Origin of the sequence: Streptomyces sp. PH10-H1, assembly GCF_030063355.1 — a bacterium.
Taxonomy (GTDB): Bacteria; Actinomycetota; Actinomycetes; order Streptomycetales; family Streptomycetaceae; genus Actinacidiphila.
This window is the reverse complement of sequence record NZ_JASISZ010000008.1, coordinates 83,280-103,186: the sequence shown is the minus strand read 5'-3', so window position 1 is coordinate 103,186 and position 19,907 is coordinate 83,280. Positions and strand designations below refer to the sequence as shown.

At 70.5% G+C, this 19,907-nt stretch carries 14 protein-coding genes; 2 read left to right on the top strand and 12 right to left on the bottom strand.

Annotated features, from left to right (window positions below; genetic code table 11):
- Positions 1 to 12: 12 nt before the first annotated feature.
- Positions 13 to 936 carry an NADP-dependent oxidoreductase gene (locus QMK24_RS07995; RefSeq protein WP_283464563.1) on the bottom strand — a complete coding sequence of 308 codons (924 nt, stop codon included), beginning with the start codon at positions 934 to 936 and terminating at the stop codon, positions 13 to 15.
- Positions 937 to 1,094: 158 nt separating this feature from the next.
- On the opposite strand from QMK24_RS07995, the gene QMK24_RS07990 reads away from it, so the two are divergent.
- Positions 1,095 to 2,381, top strand: a complete 1,287-nt coding sequence (locus QMK24_RS07990; RefSeq protein WP_283464562.1) for a helix-turn-helix transcriptional regulator — start codon at positions 1,095 to 1,097, stop codon at positions 2,379 to 2,381.
- A 31-nt stretch (positions 2,382 to 2,412) separates the two neighbouring features.
- On the opposite strand, the gene QMK24_RS07985 is transcribed toward QMK24_RS07990, so the two are convergent.
- The 6 genes from QMK24_RS07985 to QMK24_RS07960 all read right to left on the bottom strand — a co-directional run bounded on the left by QMK24_RS07985 (position 2,413) and on the right by QMK24_RS07960 (position 9,289).
- Positions 2,413 to 3,240 (bottom strand): carbohydrate ABC transporter permease, encoded by an 828-nt coding sequence (locus QMK24_RS07985; RefSeq protein ID WP_283464561.1) that lies wholly within the window; start codon positions 3,238 to 3,240, stop codon positions 2,413 to 2,415.
- Positions 3,241 to 3,243: 3 nt separating this feature from the next.
- The gene (locus QMK24_RS07980; RefSeq protein WP_502962456.1) at positions 3,244 to 4,113 is read right to left on the bottom strand and encodes a carbohydrate ABC transporter permease; all 870 of its coding nucleotides are present in this window, start codon (positions 4,111 to 4,113) and stop codon (positions 3,244 to 3,246) included.
- Positions 4,110 to 5,444: an extracellular solute-binding protein gene (locus QMK24_RS07975; RefSeq protein WP_283464636.1), complete on the bottom strand. Its 1,335-nt coding sequence runs from the start codon at positions 5,442 to 5,444 to the stop codon at positions 4,110 to 4,112. The genes QMK24_RS07980 and QMK24_RS07975 overlap by 4 nt, the downstream gene beginning before the upstream one ends.
- 255 nt (positions 5,445 to 5,699) lie before the next feature.
- On the bottom strand, positions 5,700 to 6,713 hold the full coding sequence (locus QMK24_RS07970; protein WP_283464558.1) for a chitinase: 1,014 nt from the start codon (positions 6,711 to 6,713) through the stop codon (positions 5,700 to 5,702).
- 159 nt (positions 6,714 to 6,872) lie between these two features.
- Positions 6,873 to 7,634, bottom strand: a complete 762-nt coding sequence (locus QMK24_RS07965; RefSeq protein ID WP_283464635.1) for a response regulator — start codon at positions 7,632 to 7,634, stop codon at positions 6,873 to 6,875.
- Between the two features lie 32 nt (positions 7,635 to 7,666).
- On the bottom strand, positions 7,667 to 9,289 hold the full coding sequence (locus tag QMK24_RS07960) for a sensor histidine kinase (protein ID WP_283464557.1): 1,623 nt from the start codon (positions 9,287 to 9,289) through the stop codon (positions 7,667 to 7,669).
- A 106-nt stretch (positions 9,290 to 9,395) separates the two neighbouring features.
- Here QMK24_RS07960 and QMK24_RS07955 point away from each other — a divergent pair, with 106 nt between their 5' ends.
- Complete coding sequence (locus tag QMK24_RS07955; RefSeq protein ID WP_283464555.1) at positions 9,396 to 10,874, top strand: cation:dicarboxylate symporter family transporter; 1,479 nt, start codon at positions 9,396 to 9,398, stop codon at positions 10,872 to 10,874.
- A 13-nt stretch (positions 10,875 to 10,887) separates the two neighbouring features.
- Here the strand turns inward: QMK24_RS07955 and QMK24_RS07950 are convergent, their stop codons facing one another.
- The 5 genes from QMK24_RS07950 to QMK24_RS07930 all read right to left on the bottom strand — a co-directional run bounded on the left by QMK24_RS07950 (position 10,888) and on the right by QMK24_RS07930 (position 19,717).
- On the bottom strand, positions 10,888 to 11,583 hold the full coding sequence (locus tag QMK24_RS07950; RefSeq protein ID WP_283464553.1) for a helix-turn-helix domain-containing protein: 696 nt from the start codon (positions 11,581 to 11,583) through the stop codon (positions 10,888 to 10,890).
- Positions 11,584 to 11,686: 103 nt separating this feature from the next.
- Positions 11,687 to 13,885, bottom strand: coding sequence for a 1,4-alpha-glucan branching enzyme (gene glgB / locus QMK24_RS07945; protein WP_349307817.1), 2,199 nt, complete (start codon positions 13,883 to 13,885; stop codon positions 11,687 to 11,689).
- 440 nt (positions 13,886 to 14,325) lie between these two features.
- Complete coding sequence (locus QMK24_RS07940; protein ID WP_283464550.1) at positions 14,326 to 15,801, bottom strand: maltokinase N-terminal cap-like domain-containing protein; 1,476 nt, start codon at positions 15,799 to 15,801, stop codon at positions 14,326 to 14,328.
- A gap of 233 nt (positions 15,802 to 16,034) precedes the next feature.
- Positions 16,035 to 17,735 carry a maltose alpha-D-glucosyltransferase gene (gene treS / locus QMK24_RS07935; protein WP_283464549.1) on the bottom strand — a complete coding sequence of 567 codons (1,701 nt, stop codon included), beginning with the start codon at positions 17,733 to 17,735 and terminating at the stop codon, positions 16,035 to 16,037.
- Entirely contained in the window at positions 17,732 to 19,717 is a 1,986-nt protein-coding gene (locus tag QMK24_RS07930) for an alpha-1,4-glucan--maltose-1-phosphate maltosyltransferase (RefSeq protein WP_283464548.1), read from the bottom strand. Before QMK24_RS07930 ends, treS begins: the two co-directional genes overlap by 4 nt.
- Positions 19,718 to 19,907: the final 190 nt, after the last annotated feature.

The following is a 19,907-nucleotide window of genomic DNA, read 5'->3' as shown; positions in this document are numbered from 1 at the left end:
CCGCGGCGCCGCTCAGGCGACGGTGAGGACGATCTTCCCGGTGAGGTGACCGTGCTCGCTGGCGCGGTGCGCCTCGGCGGCGTCGCCGAGCGGGTACGTGCGGTGGATCCGCAGCCGGAGGGAGCCGGCCGCGTGCAGGGCCAGCGCGTTGGCCAGCGCGTCCGCCGTACGGTCCTCGCCCGGGCCGCCGCCGGAGAAACGCACCTGGTGGGCCGGGGCGCCCGGCGCGTCCGCGATGGTCACCACCCGCTCGGGGCCGCCGGCCAGCTCCACGGACACCCCCAGCACGTCCCGCCCTGACGCGTCCAGGACGGCGTCGACCCGTCCGTCCGTCAGCGCGCGGACCCGCTCGGCCAGACCCTCGCCGTAGGTGACCGGGATGGCGCCCAGCGAGCGCAGGTACTCGTGACCGGCCTCGCTCGCGGTACCGATGACCCGGGCGCCGCGGGCCACGGCGAACTGCACCGCCAGGGTCCCGACGCCGCCTGCCGCACCGTGTATGAGGAGCGTCTCGCCCGCGGTCAGGTTCAGCAGTTCCAGGGCACGCCAGGCGGTCTCGCCGGCGACGGGCAGCGCCGCGGCCTCCTCCCAGGACAGTGACGCGGGCTTGACGGCCAGCCGGTCGGCGCCCGCCACCAACTGCTCGGCGTAGGCGCCGTTGACGGGGCCGAAGACCTCGTCGCCCACCGCCAGGCCGGTCACGCCCTCGCCGACCGCCTCCACGGTGCCGGACGCCTCCAGGCCGGGTACGTGCGGCAGCCGCACGGGGAAGACCTCGGTCATCCAGCCGCTGCGGATCTTGAAGTCGAGCGGGTTGACCCCGGCGGCACGCACCGCGAGGCGCACCTGGCCCGGTCCGGGAGCGGGCACCTCGATGTCGGTGGGCCGCAGTACGTCGGCGTCGCCGAAAGCGGTGAAGGCAATGGCCTTTGTCATGGGAACGCACTCCTCAGGGTGGGCCGGACGGTGATCCGGCTCGTCGTCGTGTTCACAGCCTGGACCCGGCGGCACCGAACCCCGCCCCGCCTTTCGGACAGTCCCACCTGTCCGAAAGACCAGTCGGTACCGGCACCGGGCCCGCTACCGTGGACGTCATGGAATCCAGCGTCTGGACGGACCCGGAACACGCCCTGTCGGTGGCACTGGAAGTGCTGCGGTCCCCGCTCGGCCAGACCCTGCCCAGCCTCTCCGGGGTACTGGCGGACCTGATCCCGCACCGGGCGTCGGCGAAACTGACCGGCTACTGCGCGCACTACCCGATGAAGACCGCGGGAGCGCCGGAGCTCGTTGAGCGGATCACCAGCGCGGAGTTGAGCCGGCTGGCCGGCATCGTTCCCGTCGGGCGGCCGTGGCAGGGCGAGGCCGTCGTGGCGGGCGCCACCCGGCCGGTCTTCGCGGCGGCCTCCGCCGAGGTGGGCGCCAACGGGGCGCTCCTCGTGCTCATCGACACCCCCACGGAACCGCTGCCGGAAGCCGCGGTCCGGGTCGTGCAGCGGCTGTGGGACCTCGTCAGCGTCCATCTCGACTACCGGGCCGCGGAGTCCGCCCCCGGGATGGCCGCCCAGTCCCGGGCCACGGCCAGCGAGCGGGCCAGGGTCATCGCCGAACTCGGCGAGGCCCAGGCGGCGACCCTCTCCGGGCTGCTCGGCACCCTGCGCTCCCGGAGCCTGGACGATGCCACCGCCCGCCGCACCGCCACCGACCTGGCTGTCTCGGCCATGATCGAGCTGCGTGCGGCGGCCGACCGGGAGCAGATCCTCAGCGAGGAGCCCGCCGACGCCGCGTTCGCCAGGATCGCCGCCGAACTGGATCCGCTGGTGCGCTACGGGCCCGTCCAGCTCGATCTGCGGTCCCCGGACTCCGAGCGGACCCTCCCCATCGACGCGGCGCACGCGGCTCGCGCCGCCACCCGCGCTGTCGTCCTGGCCATGCTCGAACAGGACGACCTGCGCCGTATCCATGTCGGCTGGCAGATCGAGGACGACGTCCTGCGCGTCACCGTCCGCGACGACGGCCCCGGCTCACTCGCCCCCGAAGCGCTCACCGTGCACCGCGTCACCGACCGCCTCAAGGCCCTCGGCGGCCGCCTCGTCCTCGACGCCGTCCCGGGCTGGGGCACCACGGTCACCGGCAGCGTCCCACTGGGCCCGGTCACCGCCACCTCCGCCGCCCACCCGCTCGCCGCCCTGGGCGGCCGCGAACTCGAAGTCCTCGAACACCTCGCCCAGGGCCACCGCAACCGCGCCATCGCCGAGGACCTGCACATCAGCGAGTCCACGGTGAAGTTCCACGTGGCCAACATCCTCAGCAAACTCGGTGTCGGCACCCGCGGCGAAGCCGCCGCGCTGGCCCGCAGTGCCGGGGACAGCGCGGCGGCCTAGCGGCTCACCCGGCTCACCTGGCTGACCCGGCTCACCCCTTGACCGCGCCGCCGAGCGCGAAGCCGCCGCCCAGGCGGCGGGAGATGAGGACGTACAGCAGGACGACCGGAGTCGAGTACAGCATCGAGAAGGCGGCCAGCTGGCCGTAGGCGACGGATCCGTAGTTGCCGAAGAAGGTGAAGATGCTGACGGAGGCCGGGAGCTGGTCGGGGCTGAGCAGGAGCATGAAGGGGACGAAGAAGTTTCCCCACATGGCGATGAACGAGAAGACGGTGACCACGACGACCCCCGGCCCCATCAGGGGCAGGACGACGCGCAGCAGCGTCTGCAGGGAGGACGCGCCGTCGGTCCAGGCCGCTTCCTCCAGGACGACGGGGACGCCGTCCATGAAGTTCTTCATCAGCCAGATGGCGAAGGGCAGTTGGGCGGTGGCCAGGAACAGGGCGGTGCCGTACGTGGTGTCGATGAGATCGACCTGCACGAACAGCCCGTAGACCGGGACCATGATCGCGGTGATCGGCAGACAGGTGGAGAAGAGGATGGTGAGCATGAAGGGGCGGTTCCAGCGGGACCGGAACCGGGACAGCGGGTAGGCGGCGAGCGCGGCGCAGCAGACCGTGACGAGGGTGGCGCTGCCGCACAGCAGCAGGCTGTTGAGCATCGGGGTGAAGGTGATGTCGGGCGTCAGCACCTGGTCGTAGTTGTCCAGGGTGGCGGGGGAGGGGAGCGTCACCGCGAGGCCGGCGTCGGCGTTCACGGAGGAGAGCACGAGCCAGAGCAGCGGGACCACGAAGGCCGCGGCGACGACGAGGAGGCACGCGTCGGCGGCGAGTCGGTGCTTGGTGCGGCGGCGGATCACGGGTCAGACCTCCGTGCGGAGCAGACGCACGTACAGGAGCGAGAACAGGGCGCCCACCAGCAGCAACAGCAGTGCCACGGCGGTGCCGTAGCCGATGAGGCTGTTCTTGAACGCCTGGTCGTACATGAAGACCGGCAGGGTCTGGCTCCGGTCGCCGGGACCGCCTCGGGTCATGGTCCAGATGAGTCCGAAGACGGAGAGCGTCTGCAGGGTGTTGAGCATCAGATTGGTGCCGATGGAACGGCGGATCATCGGCAGGGTGACATGCCACAGGCGCTGCCGGCCGGTCGCGCCGTCGACCTCGGCGGCCTCGGTGATCTCGGCCGGGATCTCGGAGAGCGCCGCGCTGTAGACGAGCATCGAGAAGGCGGTGCCGCGCCAGACGTTGGCGAAGGAGACGGCGAGGATGGGCAGGGTGAACAGCCAGTTCTGGGACGGGAGATGAAGCCGTTCCAGGATGACGTTCAAGGTGCCCTCGCGGCGGAAGAACGCGTAGAGCAGAAAGCCGGCGACGACCTCCGGCACCACCCAGGCGGCGATCACGATGGAGCCGGTCACGGTGCGGACCGGCTTGGAGGCGCGCTGCATCAGGGCGGCGAGCGCGAGGCCGAGGGTGTTCTGGCCGACGATCGACGACACGACGGTGAAGACCAGGGTGAGCACGACGGCGTTGCGGAAGCGGTCGTCGCCGAAGGCGTGCCGGAAGTTGGCGAGGCCGACGAAATGGGACTCGGACTGGCCGGTCAGCTGGAGGTCGGTGAAGGAGATCCACACGCAGTACGCGATCGGGCCGGCGAGGAACAGCAGCAGGAGGATCGTGGCGGGGGCCATGGGCAGCCCCCGCCATACCTTCCTCATCCGGGTCTTCCTCATCCGGCGGACCCGGTGACGGCGCCCGCGGCGATGGTGCCCACCCGCTGGTCGTAGCGGCTGGCGGCATCGTCCACTGAGGAGTCCCCGGTGGTGACGCCCTCCATCGCCTCGCCGATCGCGGTGGAGACCTGCGGGTAGACGGGGAGCGCGGGGCGGTACTGGGTGTGCTGGACGAGGCCGGTGAAGAAGTCGATGCCCGGCATCGACTTCAGATACGCCGGGTCGGTGGCCACGTCCTTGCGGACGGCGATGTTGGCGGCCCGGATGTCGTACTGGGCGGCGTTGTCCTTCGTCTGCAGGACCTTGATGAACTCCCAGGCCAGCGAGGGATTGTGCGACTTGGACGGGATCGCCCAGGTCCAGCCGCCGGACATGCTGACCTGCCCCGGCGGCCGGCCGTTCTGGGTGGGCATCGCGGTCTGGCCGAGCACCTTGTCCCACTCGGGCCAGGGGGTGCCGCCGGTGCTGATCCAGTTGTTGCCCATCCAGGAGCCGTCGAGGTCGATGGCGAGCTTGCCCTTGGGCAGCCATTCGCTGGCGACTCGAGTGCCGACGTTCGGGTCGAGGGCGTCGGAGACATCGGGCCCGAGCTTCTCCGCGTAGACGGTGCGGACGAAGCCGAGCGCGTCCTTGAAGCCCTTGCCGCCCGTCACCCACTTCTTCCGCGCCGGGTCGTAGAGCGGATTCGCGCCGGTCCCGTAGACCAGCATCTCGAAGCCCTGCATGACGGCCGCTTCGCCGGGGCCCTTGCCGGTGTAGACGTTGAGGGGGATGACGCCCGGGACCTTCTGCTTCACGGTCCGTGCGGCGGCCAGGATGTCGTTCCAGCTCCTGGGCTGCCAGTCGGCCGGGAGTCCCGCCTTGGCGAAGATCTCCTTGTTGAACCACAGGCCGCGGGTGTCGGTGCCGTCCGGGACGCCGTACGTCCTGCCGTCCTGGGCCCTGGCCGCGGCCTTCGCGGTGTCGATGAACTGCGCCCAGGACGGCCAGTCCTTGAGGTAGTCGTCGATCGGCCGCAGATATCCGGCCTTGATGTCCGAGTTGATGAGGAAGGTGTCCTCGTAGACCAGGTCGGGGGCGGTCTTCGAGGACCGCATCATCTGCTGGATCTTGGTGTAGTAGTCGTTCTCGGCGGCCTGGATCGGGAGCAGTTTGACGGTTTTCTTCGGGTTCGCCTTCTCGAGCTGTTTCTTCACCAGATCCAGGTAGTCGTCCATGACCCGGACCTTGTTGTCGGTCGACCGCTGATAGGCGACCTTGATGGTGTCCTTGCTGTCACCCGAGTCGCTGCCGCACGCCGTCAGTGAGGTGACGGCTAGGGCAGCGACCATGACGAATACGGCGGTGGGGCGCACGTTTGCGTCCTCCTTCGCACAGAAGGGAGGTGCTGCAGGCTGCCCGGAGACCGTAAGTGGCGTCAGAATGTCAGGTCAATACGTGTGCATGACACTGGCTCAGAGATGCGGACGCCGTCCAAACGCGCCGTGCTCCTGATGGTGTGGGCACGGGCGCGCAGTCTTCGGTGGAACGTGACCGCGCCCCGGGCGACAGCTCGGGGCTGTCGGCCGGGGCGCGGAGTTCATCATTCAGCCGGTGTAGGCGGCGAGCGCCTTCGTGAAGTCCCAGCTGTTCTGGGTGATTCCGCTACAGGCGTCCGGGTCGGTCCCCGAGCCGCACTTGCGGTCGCGGTTGACGGACCAGAAGCTGACGCGTGCCAGGTGGTGGCTGGTGGCGTACGAGACCATCGACTTGAAGTTGGCGAGGGTGACCTTCTCGCCCGCGCTGTCGGTGATGCCGTTCATCGAGGAGAAGCCGACCTTGCGGTAGGCGGCGTCGGAGGACAGCCCGTAGGCGCTCGCGACCGAGTTCTTCAGGCCGTCGACCGCGGACTTGGTGGTGGCGGCCATGTCGACGGCGCCCTGGTCGTAGTCGAAGGGCATGACCGCCCAGCCGTCCGCGTCGAGGCCGGCGGCGGCGCCCTTCTTGATCAGGTCATTGCCGTTGGCGTCGGGACCGGTGGGGGTGGTCCCGAACGTGAGGTAGACCTTCACGCCGCTGTTGTTGGTCTTGATGATCTTCAGGGCGTCGACGGTGCGCTTGCGGACCGTCGCGTTCTCGACCGCCGAGGCCTCGATGTCGATGTCGATCGACTTCAGCTTGTAGGCGGTGATCACCTTCTGGTAGGCGCCGGCCAGGGCGGAGGCCGAAGTGCACTTCTCTTCCAGCTTGTTGCCGCTCCAGCCGCCGAAGGAGATGGTGACATCGCCGCCCGCGCCGCGGATGGCGTTGATCGTCGACTGGTCGGTGCCACCGGTCAGGCCGCGGCTTCCGTCCCACTTGGGGTTGCAGCCGCCGTCGGAGAGCATGAACGCCATCGTGAACTGCTTGATCCCGGTGGCGGACATGACCGACGTGGCGGACGGCGGGGTGCCCCAGCCGAGGTAGAGGTACGGGGCGGCTATGCCGCTGGGGAGAGCGGCGGCGGCCTGCGCGGGGGCGGGGTTGGCTTGGGCGGTCGAGCCGAGTGCGGCAGCGGCGGCGAGCCCCGCGGTCGCGGCCAGCGCGATACGGCCGCGGCGGTTGTGGGGGAAGAAGAGCATGCGGGAGAACTCCTAGCGTGTACGGGAGTTGGCTCTGGGAACGCTGCGTGAACGCTAGTGGTCCGGCATGCCTGCGACAAGAGATTGGTTAGGAAAGTTTCCTGTTGTTTTCGGCCGGTCGGCCTTTCGGCGGCCTTTCGGCGGCCGTTCAGCGGCCGTTCAGCCGTCGGCCCGGCCGTCCCGGCCGGCCCCGGGAGACCATCGATAGCTGAGCTCCGGCCGGCCCACCTGCCCGTACTGCGGACTGCGCACCGCGAGTCCGGTGTCGACCAGATGCTCAAGGTAACGCCGCGCGGTGATCCGTGAGACCCCGACGGCCAAGGCCGCCGCGTTCGCCGAGATCCCGTCGTCCGCCTCGCGCAGCACCGTCGTGACGGCCTCCAGCGTCGGAGCGCTCAGCCCCTTCGGTAGCACGGGCGAGTCCGGGGTGCGCAGTGACGCCAGCGCGCGGTCCACCTCGTCCTGGCTCGAGGCCTCGCCCCCGGCCAGCTCACGGCGGAACCGCGCCCACCGGTCGAGGCGGTCGCGCAGCGCGGGGAAGGTGAACGGCTTGAGAAGGTACTGCACGACACCGGCGGAGACCGCCTGCCGGACCACCCCCAGGTCGCGGGCGGAGGTCACCGCGATCACATCGGCGGTGTGGCCGGCCGCGCGCATCGCCTGGACGACCTGCAGACCGTGCCCGTCCGGCAGATGGAGGTCGAGCAGCACCAGGTCCACGGGGTGCTGCCGGAAGAAGCGGAGCGCCTCCGCGCCGGAGTGCACGGTGCCGACGACCGTGAAGCCTGGCACGCGCTCGACGTACAGGCGGTGCGCGGCGGCGGCGATCAGGTCGTCCTCGACGACCAGCACCCTGCTGACGCCGGTGTCCCGAGCCGCGTCCCGACCGGTGTCCCGACCAGTGTCCGGGCCGGTGTTCATGCAGCCGCTCATGCCCGTGTTCGCGCTGTCGTTCATGTCCGCGCCTCCTGCACCAGCGGCATGCGTACGGTGAACACCGCGCCGCCGCGGTCGTCCTGTCCCAGCTCCACCGCGCCGCCGCCGCGCCGCGCGGCCTGCTCGACCAGGGCCAGGCCCAGTCCGCGCCCCTCGCTCTTCGTCGTCCAGCCGCGCCGGAACACCTCGCGCAGCGCCTCGGGCTCGACGCCCCGGCCGGTGTCGCGGACCCTGAGCAGCAGCTCGTTCCCCTCGGTCCGCGCGGTGACCGTGACCTTCGGGCGGCCGGCGCCCTCGACGGCCGCGTCCAGGGCGTTGTCGACGAGATTCCCCAGGATCGTCACCAGGTCGCGGGCCGCGAGCCCGTCGGGCAGGACGCCGTCGTCGATCCTGCTGTCCTCGGTGACGGTCAGCTCGACACCGCGCTCATTGGCCTCGGCCGCCTTGCCCAGCAGGAGCGCGGCGAGCACCGGTTCGCCGACCGCGGTGACGACCCGGTCGGTGAGGTTCTGGGCCAGCTCCAGCTCGGCGGTCGCGAAATCCGCGGCCTCGTCCGCGCGCCCCAGCTCGATGAGCGAGACCACGGTGTGCAGCCGGTTGGAGGCCTCGTGGGCCTGGGAGCGCAGCGCCTCCGCGAAGCCCCGCACCGAGTCCAGCTCGCCGGTCAGCGCCTGCAGATCGGTGCGGTCGCGCAGCGTGACGACGGTGCCGCGCCGCTCTCCGCCGCGTACCGGCGAGGTGTTGACGACCACGACCCGCTCGGCGGTGAGATGCACCTCGTCGACGCGGGGCTCGGTGGCGAGCAGTGCGCCGGTGAGGGACACCGGCAGCCCGAGGCCGTCCACATAGCCGCCGACGACCTCGCCGTTGAGGCCGAGCAGCTCGCGGGCCGCGTCGTTGCAGAGCGCCACCCGGCGGTCGGCGTCGAGCAGGATCAGCCCCTCGCGCACCGCGTGCAGGGTCGCCTGGTGATAGTCGTACATCCGGCTCAGCTCGGTGGCGGCCATGCCGTGGGTGTGGCGGCGCAGCCGCGCGTTGGCGAGGTACGTGCCGAGGCCGCCGATCGCGAGCGCGGCGGCAGCGACGCCGATCAGCGCGGTCAGCTGCCCGCTCACCTCATGGCTGATCGCCTCCACCGTGATGCCGACGCTGACCAGCGCGATGACCCGGCCGCCGACGCCGTCGCGCACCGGGGCGACGGCACGCACCGACGGGCCGAGCGTGCCGGTGTACGTCTCGGTGAAGGTCTCGCCCCGCAGGGCGGGCGCGGTGTGGCCGAGGTAGGGCTCGCCGATCCGGCGCGGGTCGGGGTGGGTCCAGCGGATGCCGTCCGGCGCCATGATCGTGACGAAGTCCACCCCGGTGTCGGCGACCACCCGCACCGCGTACGGCTGGAGCACCAGGCTCGGGTCGGTCGCGGGCGCCGCGAGGGCGGCCTGCCGCACGGCGGGGGAGTCGGCGATCGACACGGCCGCCGCCCTGACCCGGCCGTCCGCCGCGTCCTCGGCGCGGCTGTGCGCCTGTACGTAGGCCAGCACCGCGCACCCCGCGACGACGACAGCGACGATCACCACCTGCATGGCGAACAGCTGGCCGGCGAGGCTGCGGGGGCGCGCCGGTGCGCGCCGGACTATCGGCATGCCCACAGTGTGCACGCCGTGGCGCGAACTCAATGAACGCAAACGTGACGTGGGTCACCCGCCCGCGCATAGTCACCGAAGTTACGAGAAACCTCGGGAGGCAGACGTGACCGCGCAGAGCCGCACGGACCGTACGCATTATCTGTATCTGGCAGTGATCGCGGCGGTCGTCGCCGGTGCCGTGCTGGGGCTGGCCGCGCCCGGTGTGGCCAAGGAATTCAAGCCGCTGGGCACCGGCTTTGTGAACCTCATCAAGATGATGATCTCGCCGATCATCTTCTGCACGATCGTGCTCGGCATCGGATCGGTACGGAAGGCCGCCAAGGTCGGCGCGGTGGGCGGGCTCGCGCTCGGCTACTTCATGGTGATGTCGACGGTCGCGCTCTCGATCGGCCTGGTGGTCGGCAATGTGCTGCACCCCGGCAGCAGCCTCCACCTGACGTCGGCGGCGAAGGCGGCCGGACACAAACAGGCGGGCGGCAGCGAGGGGACCGTCGACTTCCTGCTCGGCTTGATCCCCAAGACGATGGTGTCGTCCTTCACCGAGGGCCAGGTCCTGCAGACGCTGCTGATCGCGCTGCTGGTGGGCTTCGCCGTGCAGGCGCTGGGGAAGTCGGGCGAGCCGGTACTGCGGGGCGTCGGGCACATCCAGCGGCTGGTCTTCCGAGTGCTGTCGATGATCATGTGGGCGGCGCCGGTCGGCGCGTTCGGGGCGATGGCGGCGGTGGTCGGCGAGACCGGCATCGATGCGCTGAAGTCGCTGGCGGTCATCATGATCGGCTTCTATCTCACCTGCGCGCTGTTCGTGGTCGTGGTGCTCGGCACGCTGCTGCGGCTGGTCGCGGGTGTGAACCTCTTCGCTCTGCTGAAGTACCTCGGCCGCGAGTTCCTGCTGATCCTGTCGACCTCGTCGTCGGAGTCGGCCCTGCCGCGGCTGATCGCGAAGATGGAGCACCTGGGCGTCAGCCGCCCGGTGGTCGGCATCACGGTGCCGACCGGCTACTCCTTCAACCTCGACGGCACCGCGATCTATCTGACGATGTCCTCGCTGTTCATCGCCGAGGCGCTGGGCAAGCCGATGTCGGTCAGCGAGCAGATCTCCTTGCTGCTCTTCATGATCATCGCGTCCAAGGGCGCGGCCGGCGTCACCGGCGCGGGCATCGCCACCCTGGCGGGCGGCCTGCAGTCGCACCAGCCCGCCCTGGTCGACGGTGTCGGCCTCATCATCGGCATCGACCGCTTCATGAGCGAGGCCCGCGCCCTCACCAACTTCGCCGGGAACGCGGTCGCGACCGTACTGGTCGGCACCTGGACCAGGGAGTTCGACAAGGAGCGCGCGGAGCGGGTCTTCGCCGGAGAGCTGCCCTTCGACGAGGCCACGCTGGTGGACGACCATGCCGCCGGGCCGGTTGACGACGGGCCGGGCGCCGACAAGCCGAGCCTGGACAAGCCGAGCCTGGACAAGCCGAGCCTGGACAAGCCGAGCCTGGACAAGCCGGGCGACGCGGTGCGAGGTAGTGACGATGCCGCACTGCCCGCCGCACGGGTGGAAGCCGAGACGGCCACCGCCGGCAAGCCGGTCTAGGGCCTGCCCGGCCCTAGTCGCCCTGCAGGCCGGCCCAGAAGCGCTCGGTGACGGTGTCGAGGAAGGCCCGGCCGCCCTCGCCGCCCGAAGCGGGCACGTCGTTTCCCCAGTTGAGGGTGGTCACCATCGTGGACTGGTATTCCGAGTGCAGGGTGCGCAGCACAGGCTCGATCCGGTGCCGGGGCAGCGGCACCAGGGCCGTGACAGGGCGGAGGTACGCCTGCCAGCGGGTCGCCACGGCCTCGCGCAGCAGCGCGTCGAGCTTCCGGTCGCCGCCGGTGACGGTCAGGAGTTCGGGCAGCGACAGGCCGAGGGCCACGGCCAGGGCCGCGGTCTGCCGGTCGCTGCCGGTCCACTTGTCCTGGCGCTCCATGCGCTCGTAGTCGGAGACCGGCATGCCGATGGCCCGCGCCAGGTCCGAGGGCGCGATACCGCGGGCCCAGCGGTGTTCCAGCAGGGTGGTCGGGGTGTTCATCAGATCGGACGGATCGCACCACAGGGCCCCGGCCAGAGCCGGCAGCTCGGAGGCCTGAGGTACCTCTTCTCCGCGTTCCCACGCGGCGATCGTCTCGGGTCTGACGGGCGTGCCGTAGGAGATCCACATGGCATGGGCGATATGGGAGTGGTTCATCCCGAGCTGGGCACGCAGCCGCCTGATCGCTGAGGCGTCGAATGGCAGCCGGGGCAGATCAGGAGAGGATCGGTGCACAGGGCCAGCGTAGGGGTGCCCACTCCCGGCCACTCATGGTGGGGACCACCGAACCGGTGGCGCGAAAGCGCCGCCGGTTCGGAGGAACCTACGAGTGCGGAGGTCAGGCGGGTCGCAGCCAGACCGTGGCCAGCGGCGGGAGGGTGAGTTTGATGCTCTGCTCCTGACCGTGCCAGGCCGCCGGCTCGGCCTTCAGCGGGTGCTCGGTACTGCCGGTGGCGGTGCCGCTGCCGCCGTAGCGCGCGTCGTCGGTGTTGAGCACCTCCTGCCAGGCATGGTCGGGGACGCCGATCCGGTAGTTCTCGCGCACCACCGGCGAGAAGTTGCTGACGCACACCAGCGGTTCGCCGTCGGCGTCGAAGCGGAGGAACGAGAAGGTGTTGTCCTCGGCCGCGCCGCCGTCGATCCAGGCGAAGCCGCCGGGGTCGGTGTCGCTCTGCCACAGGGCGGGCGTGGCGCTGTAGGTGTGGTTCAGGTCCCTGACGAGATCACGGACCCCGCGGTGGTCGGCGGCCGCCGCGTACGTCTCGTCCAGCAGCCACCAGTCCGGGCCGTGGTCGTGCGACCATTCCGCGCCCTGCGCGAACTCCTGCCCCATGAACAGCAGCTGCTTGCCCGGGTGCGCCCACATGAAGCCGAGATAGGCGCGATGGGTGGCGCGCTGCTGCCACCAGTCGCCCGGCATCTTGGAGACGAGGGAGCGCTTGCCGTGCACGACCTCGTCGTGGGAGATCGGCAGCACATAGTTCTCTGAGTAGGCGTAGACCATCGAGAACGTCATCTCGTGGTGGTGGTACTTGCGGTGGACCGGCTCCTTCGCCACGTACTCCAGCGAGTCGTGCATCCAGCCCATGTTCCACTTCAGGCCGAAGCCCAGTCCGCCGGAGTCGGTGGAGCGGGTGACGCCCTCCCAGGCGGTGGACTCCTCGGCGATGGTGACGACCCCCGGGCAGCGCCGATAGACGGTCGCGTTCATCTCCTGCAGGAACGCCACCGCGTCGAGGTTCTCCCGGCCGCCGTGCTCGTTGGGGGTCCATTCGCCGTGTTCACGCGAGTAGTCCAGATAGAGCATGGAGGCCACGGCGTCGACGCGCAGGCCGTCGATGTGGAACTCCTCGCACCAGTAGACGGCGTTGGCGACCATGAAGTTCCGCACCTCGGTACGGCCGAGGTCGAACTCCAGGGTGCCCCAGTCCGGGTGCTCGGCGCGGCTGGGGTCGCCGTGCTCGTAGAGCGGAGGGCCGTCGAAACGGGCCAGCGCCCAGTCGTCCTTCGGGAAGTGCGCGGGCACCCAGTCCATGATCACGCCGAGGCCGGCCCGGTGCAGCGCGTCGATGAGATGCTTGAAGTCGTCCGGGGTGCCGAGCCGCGAGGTCGGCGCGTAGTACGAGGTCACCTGGTAGCCCCAGGAGCCGCCGAACGGATGCTCGGCGACCGGCATCAGCTCGACATGGGTGAACCCCAGGTCCGCGACGTACGTGGGGAGCTGCTCGGCCAGCTCGCGATAGCTCAGACCGGGCCGCCAGGACGTCAGATGCACCTCGTAGACCGAGAACGGCGCCTGGTGTACGGGGATCGCCGCACGCCGCTGCATCCACTCCTGGTCACCCCAGGTGTGGTGCGAGGAGGTGACGACCGACGCCGTCGCGGGCGGCAGCTCGGTGGCGCGGGCCATCGGGTCGGCCTTCAGCCTGCGCGTGCCGTCCGGGTGGGTGATCTCGAACTTGTACGCCGTCCCGTCGCCGACACCCGGTACGAACAGCTCCCAGATTCCCGTGGCGCCGAGCGAGCGCATCGGGAAGCCGGCGCCGTCCCAGAAGTTGAAGCCGCCCGCCACCCGCACCCCGCGGGCATTGGGCGCCCACACGGCGAACCGGGTGCCGGTGACGCCCTGATGGGTCATCGGACGGGCCCCGAGCGCCTGCCACAGCTGCTCATGGCGCCCCTCGCCGATGAGATGGAGGTCCAGCTCACCGAGCGACGGCAGGAAACGGTACGGGTCCTGGACGGGGAGCTCCCCGTCCTCGTACCTCACCAGCAGCTCGTACTCCGGGATCCCGCGCAGCGGGAGCACCCCGCCGAACAGCCCGTCCCCCTCGTCCAGCAGCTCCGCGCGCAGCCCCTTCGCGGCGACCGCCACCCCCAGCGCGTACGGCCGCAGCACCCGGAACCGCACCCCGCCGGCCACCGGGTGGGCGCCGAGCAGTCCGTGCGGATCGTGGTGCGAGCCGTGCAGGAGCCGGCGGCGGTCCTCGTCGTCCAGCGGATCGGCGGACCGTACGCCCCGGCCCGCTGCCGGCATCGGAGCGGCGTCGTCGGCCGCGGACGTCACGGGCGCCGCGGCCTCCGCGGGCTTCCCGGACTCCGTGGCCGCTCCGCCCCGTGATTCGCCACGGGACTGCGGCACGGAGTCCGCCGTCTGCCGCGGCGCGGACCCCGAGGCGGGCGGCCGGTCCACTCCGGACTCGTAACCCCGCGCGGCGGCCTCCGACACCGCGGGCACAACAGCGGGTACGGGAGCGGGCACAGCCGCGGGTACGGCCGCGGGCGCCGGGGCCGGCGCGGATGCCGGAGCGGATACCGGCGGGGATACCGGCGCGGACCCGTGTTTCTGGACGGCGGGCTCCACGGGGGCCGGCGGCGGGGTGGGCAGCTCGTCCGTCGCCTTCTCCGCCGGGGGAAGGAAGGTGGCGGGCACGGCGGCGGGCGCGCCCGGCGTGAAGGAAGACGGCTGGCGCTCGATCACGGTGTGATCCTCCTCGGAGGGGGGTTGGAGGCGAGGCGGTCGATGGCTGACATCGGAATGGGGAGCCAGGCGGGGCGGTGCCGGGCCTCGTACAGGACCTCGTAGACGGCCTTGTCGGTCTCGTAGGCGCGTATCAGAACAGGCTGGTCGCGGGGATCGGTGCCCGACATCCGGGCGTAGCCCGCGCAGAACGCGTCCCGGTGCCGCTCCGCCCAGCCGCCGGCCGCGGGTGCGGCCGGATCGCGGTGGCGGGCGGCGTAGTCGAAGGAACGGAGCATGCCCGCGACGTCCTGGACGGGTGGTGCGGGCAGCCTGCGGTCGGACAGCGGACGCGACGGCTCGCCCTCGAAGTCGATCAGGACCCAGCCCTGTGCGGCGGTGCGCAGCGCCTGGCCGAGGTGGAGATCACCGTGGATACGCTGGGCGGCCACCCGCACCCCGGTGGCGCCGAGTTCGGCCAGGTCGTGGAAGGCCGCGCGCAGCCGGGTGCGGTACGGGCGCAGCTCCGGGACCTCGGCGGCGGCGGTGTCCAGCCGCTGCGCCATCGAAGAGGCGACCGACTGGATCCGGCGCCGGTCCAGCAGAGTGGTCGGCAGGGCGCGGGCGAGCGCGTCATGGATCTCGGCGGTGGCGGCGCCCAGGGCGCGGGCGTCGGCGGTGAAGTCCGTACCGTCGTCGATGGCCCGCAGGGCGAGTTCCCAGCCGTCCGCCGAGTCGGGCAGATAGCGCTGCAGTACGCCGAGCGTGGCGGGCTCCGTGACGGTCCCGGACGCGGCGGTCCCCGCCGGGGCGTCCGCAGGGCCGGGCAGTTCGGCCGCCTCGAACCAGGCGGCCGGTGCCGCGACCCGCCGCGATCCGGCGCGGGCGAGGGCAAGGGACAGTTCGAGGTCCGGGTTGGCGCCGGGGGAGACCCGGCGGAACACCTTGAGGATGTACTGGTCGCCGTAGACGACCGAGGTGTTCGACTGCTCGGCGGTGGACAGCCGGGGCGGCAGCCCGGCCGGGACGGCGGTCGAGGACTCGGTGATGAAGCGCAGCAGCCCGGTGCGGCCGGGGGCCCGGAGCCGTTCCATCAGCAGCGCGGTGAGCCGCGGGTCGGACAGCCCCTCGTAGATCGTCAGGCCGTCGAGCGGTCCGCCGACCGCCTGGCCCACGAGGGCGGGCGCGAGTGAGGCGGGCAGCAGGGTGCGGGCGCCGAGCAGCAACTGGTAGCAGTCGGCGCGGCGGCCGGTCTGCTCCACGTCGAGCAGCAGATGGAGCAGCCCAGGCGTGCCCAGCCGGCCGTCCACGGGCAGCAGTTCGGTCGCGGAGACGAGGCCGAAGCCGGTGATGGGACGGCCCTTTCCGGCGAACCAGCGCTGCCGGGGGAGCCATTCGAGCAGCAGCGGGCTCAACGAGTGCAGCAGCCCGGGGGCTGTGGCCGGTGAACGGCCGGTGGTAGATGAGGTGCGGGTCCAGGAGCTGTCCGACATGACGTCCTTTCCCCGGGGATCGCACACCCGTACCGGATCGTGCGGCGGGGTGCGCGTAAGCCTCCCGGATGACGGGCGGTGGCTGTCCGGCGACACGGGGAGCCTGCCCCGGCCGGGTGACAGGAAACCGCCGTACGGGCCCGCCCGGAGAGTGTTCAGGACGGGCCCGCGGGGTCGGACGGCGGCCGCGCGGTGGTCGCCCGGCGGTCGCGCGGCTCCGGTCGTGCCGGGCCCTACAACGGATCGCGGCGCAGCCGGAACCAGTAGAAGCCGTGGCCCGCGAGAGTCAGCAGATAGGGCAGCTCCCCGATGGCCGGGAACCGGACACCGCCGATGAGCTCGACGGGGTGCCGGCCGTTGAAGGTCTGCAGATCGAGCTCGGTGGGCTGGGGGAAACGGGAGAAGTTGTGGACACAGAGCACGAGGTCGTCGCCGTATTCGCGCAGGAACGCGAGGACGGCGGGGTTGGTGGAGGGCAGTTCGGTGTAGGAGCCGAGGCCGAAGGCCGGGTTCTGCTTGCGGATCTCGATCATGCGGCGGGTCCAGTGCAGCAGCGATGACGGGCTGCTCATCGCGGCTTCGACATTGGTGACCTGATAGCCGTAGACCGGATCCATGATGGTCGGCAGATAGAGTCGTCCGGGGTCGCAGGAGGAGAAGCCGGCGTTGCGGTCGGGGGTCCACTGCATCGGGGTACGCACCGCGTCGCGGTCGCCCAGCCAGATGTTGTCGCCCATGCCGATCTCGTCGCCGTAGTAGAGGATCGGCGAGCCGGGCAGGGACAGCAGCAGGGCCGTGAACAGTTCGATCTGATTGCGGTCGTTGTCCAGCAGCGGGGCGAGACGGCGGCGGATACCGATATTGGCCCGCATCCGCGGATCCTTGGCGTACTCCGCGTACATGTAGTCGCGCTCTTCGTCCGTGACCATTTCGAGGGTCAGCTCGTCATGGTTGCGCAGGAAGATGCCCCACTGACAGCTCTTCGGGATCGCCGGTGTCTTGGCCAGGATTTCCGAGACCGGGTAGCGGGACTCGCGGCGCACCGCCATGAAGATGCGTGGCATCACCGGGAAGTGGAACGCCATATGGCATTCGTCGCCGCCCTTCTGGAAGTCGCCGAAGTAGTCGACGACGTCCTCTGGCCACTGGTTGGCCTCCGCGAGCAGCACGGTGTCCGGGTAGTGGAGGTCGATCTCGGCCCTGACCCGCTTCAGGAAGTGGTGGGCCTGCGGCAGGTTCTCGCAGTTGGTGCCCTCCTCCTGGTACAGGTAGGGCACCGCGTCGAGCCGGAAGCCGTCGATCCCCAGATCGAGCCAGAACCGCAGCGCGGCCAGGATCTCCTCCTGGACCTGCGGGTTCTCATAGTTGAGATCCGGCTGGTGGGAGAAGAACCGGTGCCAGTAGTACTGCTTGCGGACCGGGTCGAACGTCCAGTTGGACGTCTCGGTGTCGACAAAGATGATCCGTGCGTCCTCGAACTCCTTGTCGTCGTCCGCCCAGGTGTAGTAGTCGCCGTACGGGCCGTCCGGGTCGGAACGGGACTGCTGGAACCACTCGTGCTGGTCACTCGTGTGGTTCATGACGAAATCGATGATCACGCGCATGCCGCGCTGGTGTGCCGCGTCCACGAACTCCACGAAGTCGGCGAGGTCGCCGAATTCCGGGAGCACGGCGGTGTAGTCGGAGACGTCATAGCCTCCGTCGCGCAATGGGGAGGCGAAGAAGGGTGGCAGCCACAGGCAGTCCACGCCGAGCCATTGGAGGTAGTCGAGCTTGGCGGTGATGCCCTTCAGGTCCCCGACGCCATCGCCGTTGCTGTCCTGGAAGGACCGCACGAGGACTTCGTAGAACACCGCCCGTTTGAACCAGTCGGGATCTCGGTCCTTTGCCGGTGTGTCCTCGAAGGTGTCAGGGACGGGTTCGTTGACGATCAACTGAGTGACCCTCCGATCGAAGGAGACGGTCGCAGGTGCACGATGTGCGCGGGCGTACGGCCCGGTTCGAGGCGCACATAGGTGTCCCTGCCCCAGTGGTAGGTCTCGCCGGTGAGCTCGTCGCGCACCGGGACGGACTCGTGCCAGGTCAGGCCGAGTTCCGGCATGTTCAACGAGACGGTGGCCTCCTGGGTGTGGTGCGGGTCGAGGTTGACGACCACCAGCACGACGTCCTCGCCGCTGCGCTTGGAGTACGCGAGCACCGCGTCGTTGTCCGTGGTGTGGAAGTGCAGCTCGCGGAGCTGTTGCAGCGCGGGGTGGCGCCGGCGCAGCCGGTTGAGCTGGGTGATGAAGGGGGCCAGCGAGCGTCCTTCCGCCTCGGCCGCGGCCCAGTCGCGCGGACGCAGTTCGTACTTCTCGGAGTGCAGATACTCCTCGCCGCCGTGCCGCACGGCGTCGCCCTCACACAGCTCGAAGCCCGCGTAGACCCCCCAGGTGGGTGACATCGTCGCGGCCAGCACGGCGCGCACCTCGAAGGCGGGGCGGCCACCGTGCTGAAGGTACGCGTGCAGGATGTCGGGAGTATTGACAAAGAAATTCGGCCGCATGTAATTGGCCGCGTCGCCGGACAATTCCGTCAGGTAGTCGGTCAGCTCGTCCTTGGCCGTCCGCCAGGTGAAGTACGTGTACGACTGCTGGAAGCCGATCTTCGCGAGGGTGTGCATCATCGCGGGCCGGGTGAACGCCTCCGCCAGGAAGATCACGTCAGGGTCGGTGCGGTTGATGTCGGCGATGACCTTCTCCCAGAAGACCACCGGCTTGGTGTGCGGGTTGTCGACCCGGAAGATCCGTACGCCGTGCTCCATCCAGTACCGCAGCACGCGCAGCGTCTCGCGAACGATGCCGGGGAGGTCGGCGTCGAAGGCGATGGGGTAGATGTCCTGGTACTTCTTCGGCGGGTTCTCGGCGTAGGCGATGGTGCCGTCGGGCCGGTGGGCGAACCAGTCCGGGTGCTTGCCGACCCACGGATGGTCGGGGGAGCACTGCAGGGCGAAGTCGAGGGCGATCTCGAGCCGCAGCTCGCGGGCCCGCTCCACGAAGAAGTCGAAGTCCTCGATGGTGCCGAGATCGGGGTGGATCGCGTCGTGCCCGCCCTCGGGGGAGCCGATCGCCCAGGGGCAGCCGACATCGTCGGGGCCCGCCGTCAGGCTGTTGTCGGGGCCCTTGCGGAAGGCGGTGCCGATGGGGTGGACCGGCGGCAGATAGACGACGTCGAAGCCCATCGCGGCGACGGCGGGCAGCCGCTCGGCGGAGGTACGGAAGGTGCCGGACCGCGCCGGCGCGCCCTCCTCGACGACGGCGCCCTCGGAGCGGGGGAACAGCTCGTACCAGGAGCCGAACAGCGCCCGGCGTCGTTCGACCTGCAGCGGCATCGGGCGGGAGGCGGTGACCAGTTCGCGCAGCGGGTACTGGTCGAGGACGGCGGTGACCTCGGGTGCCAGTGCCGCGGCGTGCCGCTCGGCGGCGGGCCTGCTCTCGTCGAGCAGCAGATCGACGGCGGCCAGCAGGGCGGCCCGGCCGTCCTTCTTGGGGACACCGGCGGCCGCCCGCTCATGGAGCCGCGCGCCCTCGGCGAGGACCAGGTCGGTGTCGATGCCGGCCGGGATCTTGATGCCCGCGACATGACGCCAGGTGGAGAGCGGGTCGCTCCAGGCCTCGACCGTGTACGTCCAGCGGCCCTCCGTCGGCGGGGTGACGTCCGCGCCCCAGCGGTCGGTGCCGGGGGAGAGCTCTCGCAGCGGGGTCCAGGGCCCGGAACGGCCGTTGGGATCGCGCAGCACCACATTCGCGGCGACCGCGTCATGGCCCTCGCGGAAGACGGTGGCGGTGACCTGGAAGGTCTCGCCGGCGACCGCTTTGGCCGGGCGGCGGCCGCAGTCCACGAGCGGACGGACGTCGAGGACGGGGATGCGACCGATCATTGCCTCACCTGGGAGCGCTGGAGGTTGGACGGGAACAGGAGGGGGGTGCTCGGGAGGCTGCTTGCGCCCGCGGGCGGCGGCGCGGCGGGCGGCTTCCTTGCGTGCCCCAGCTCTTTGTATCTGCTCCTGTGGACGTGTTCTCGCGTGCATGGCCGCTCCTGTCCGCGTTCACTCGGTTGGAGGGTCGGGC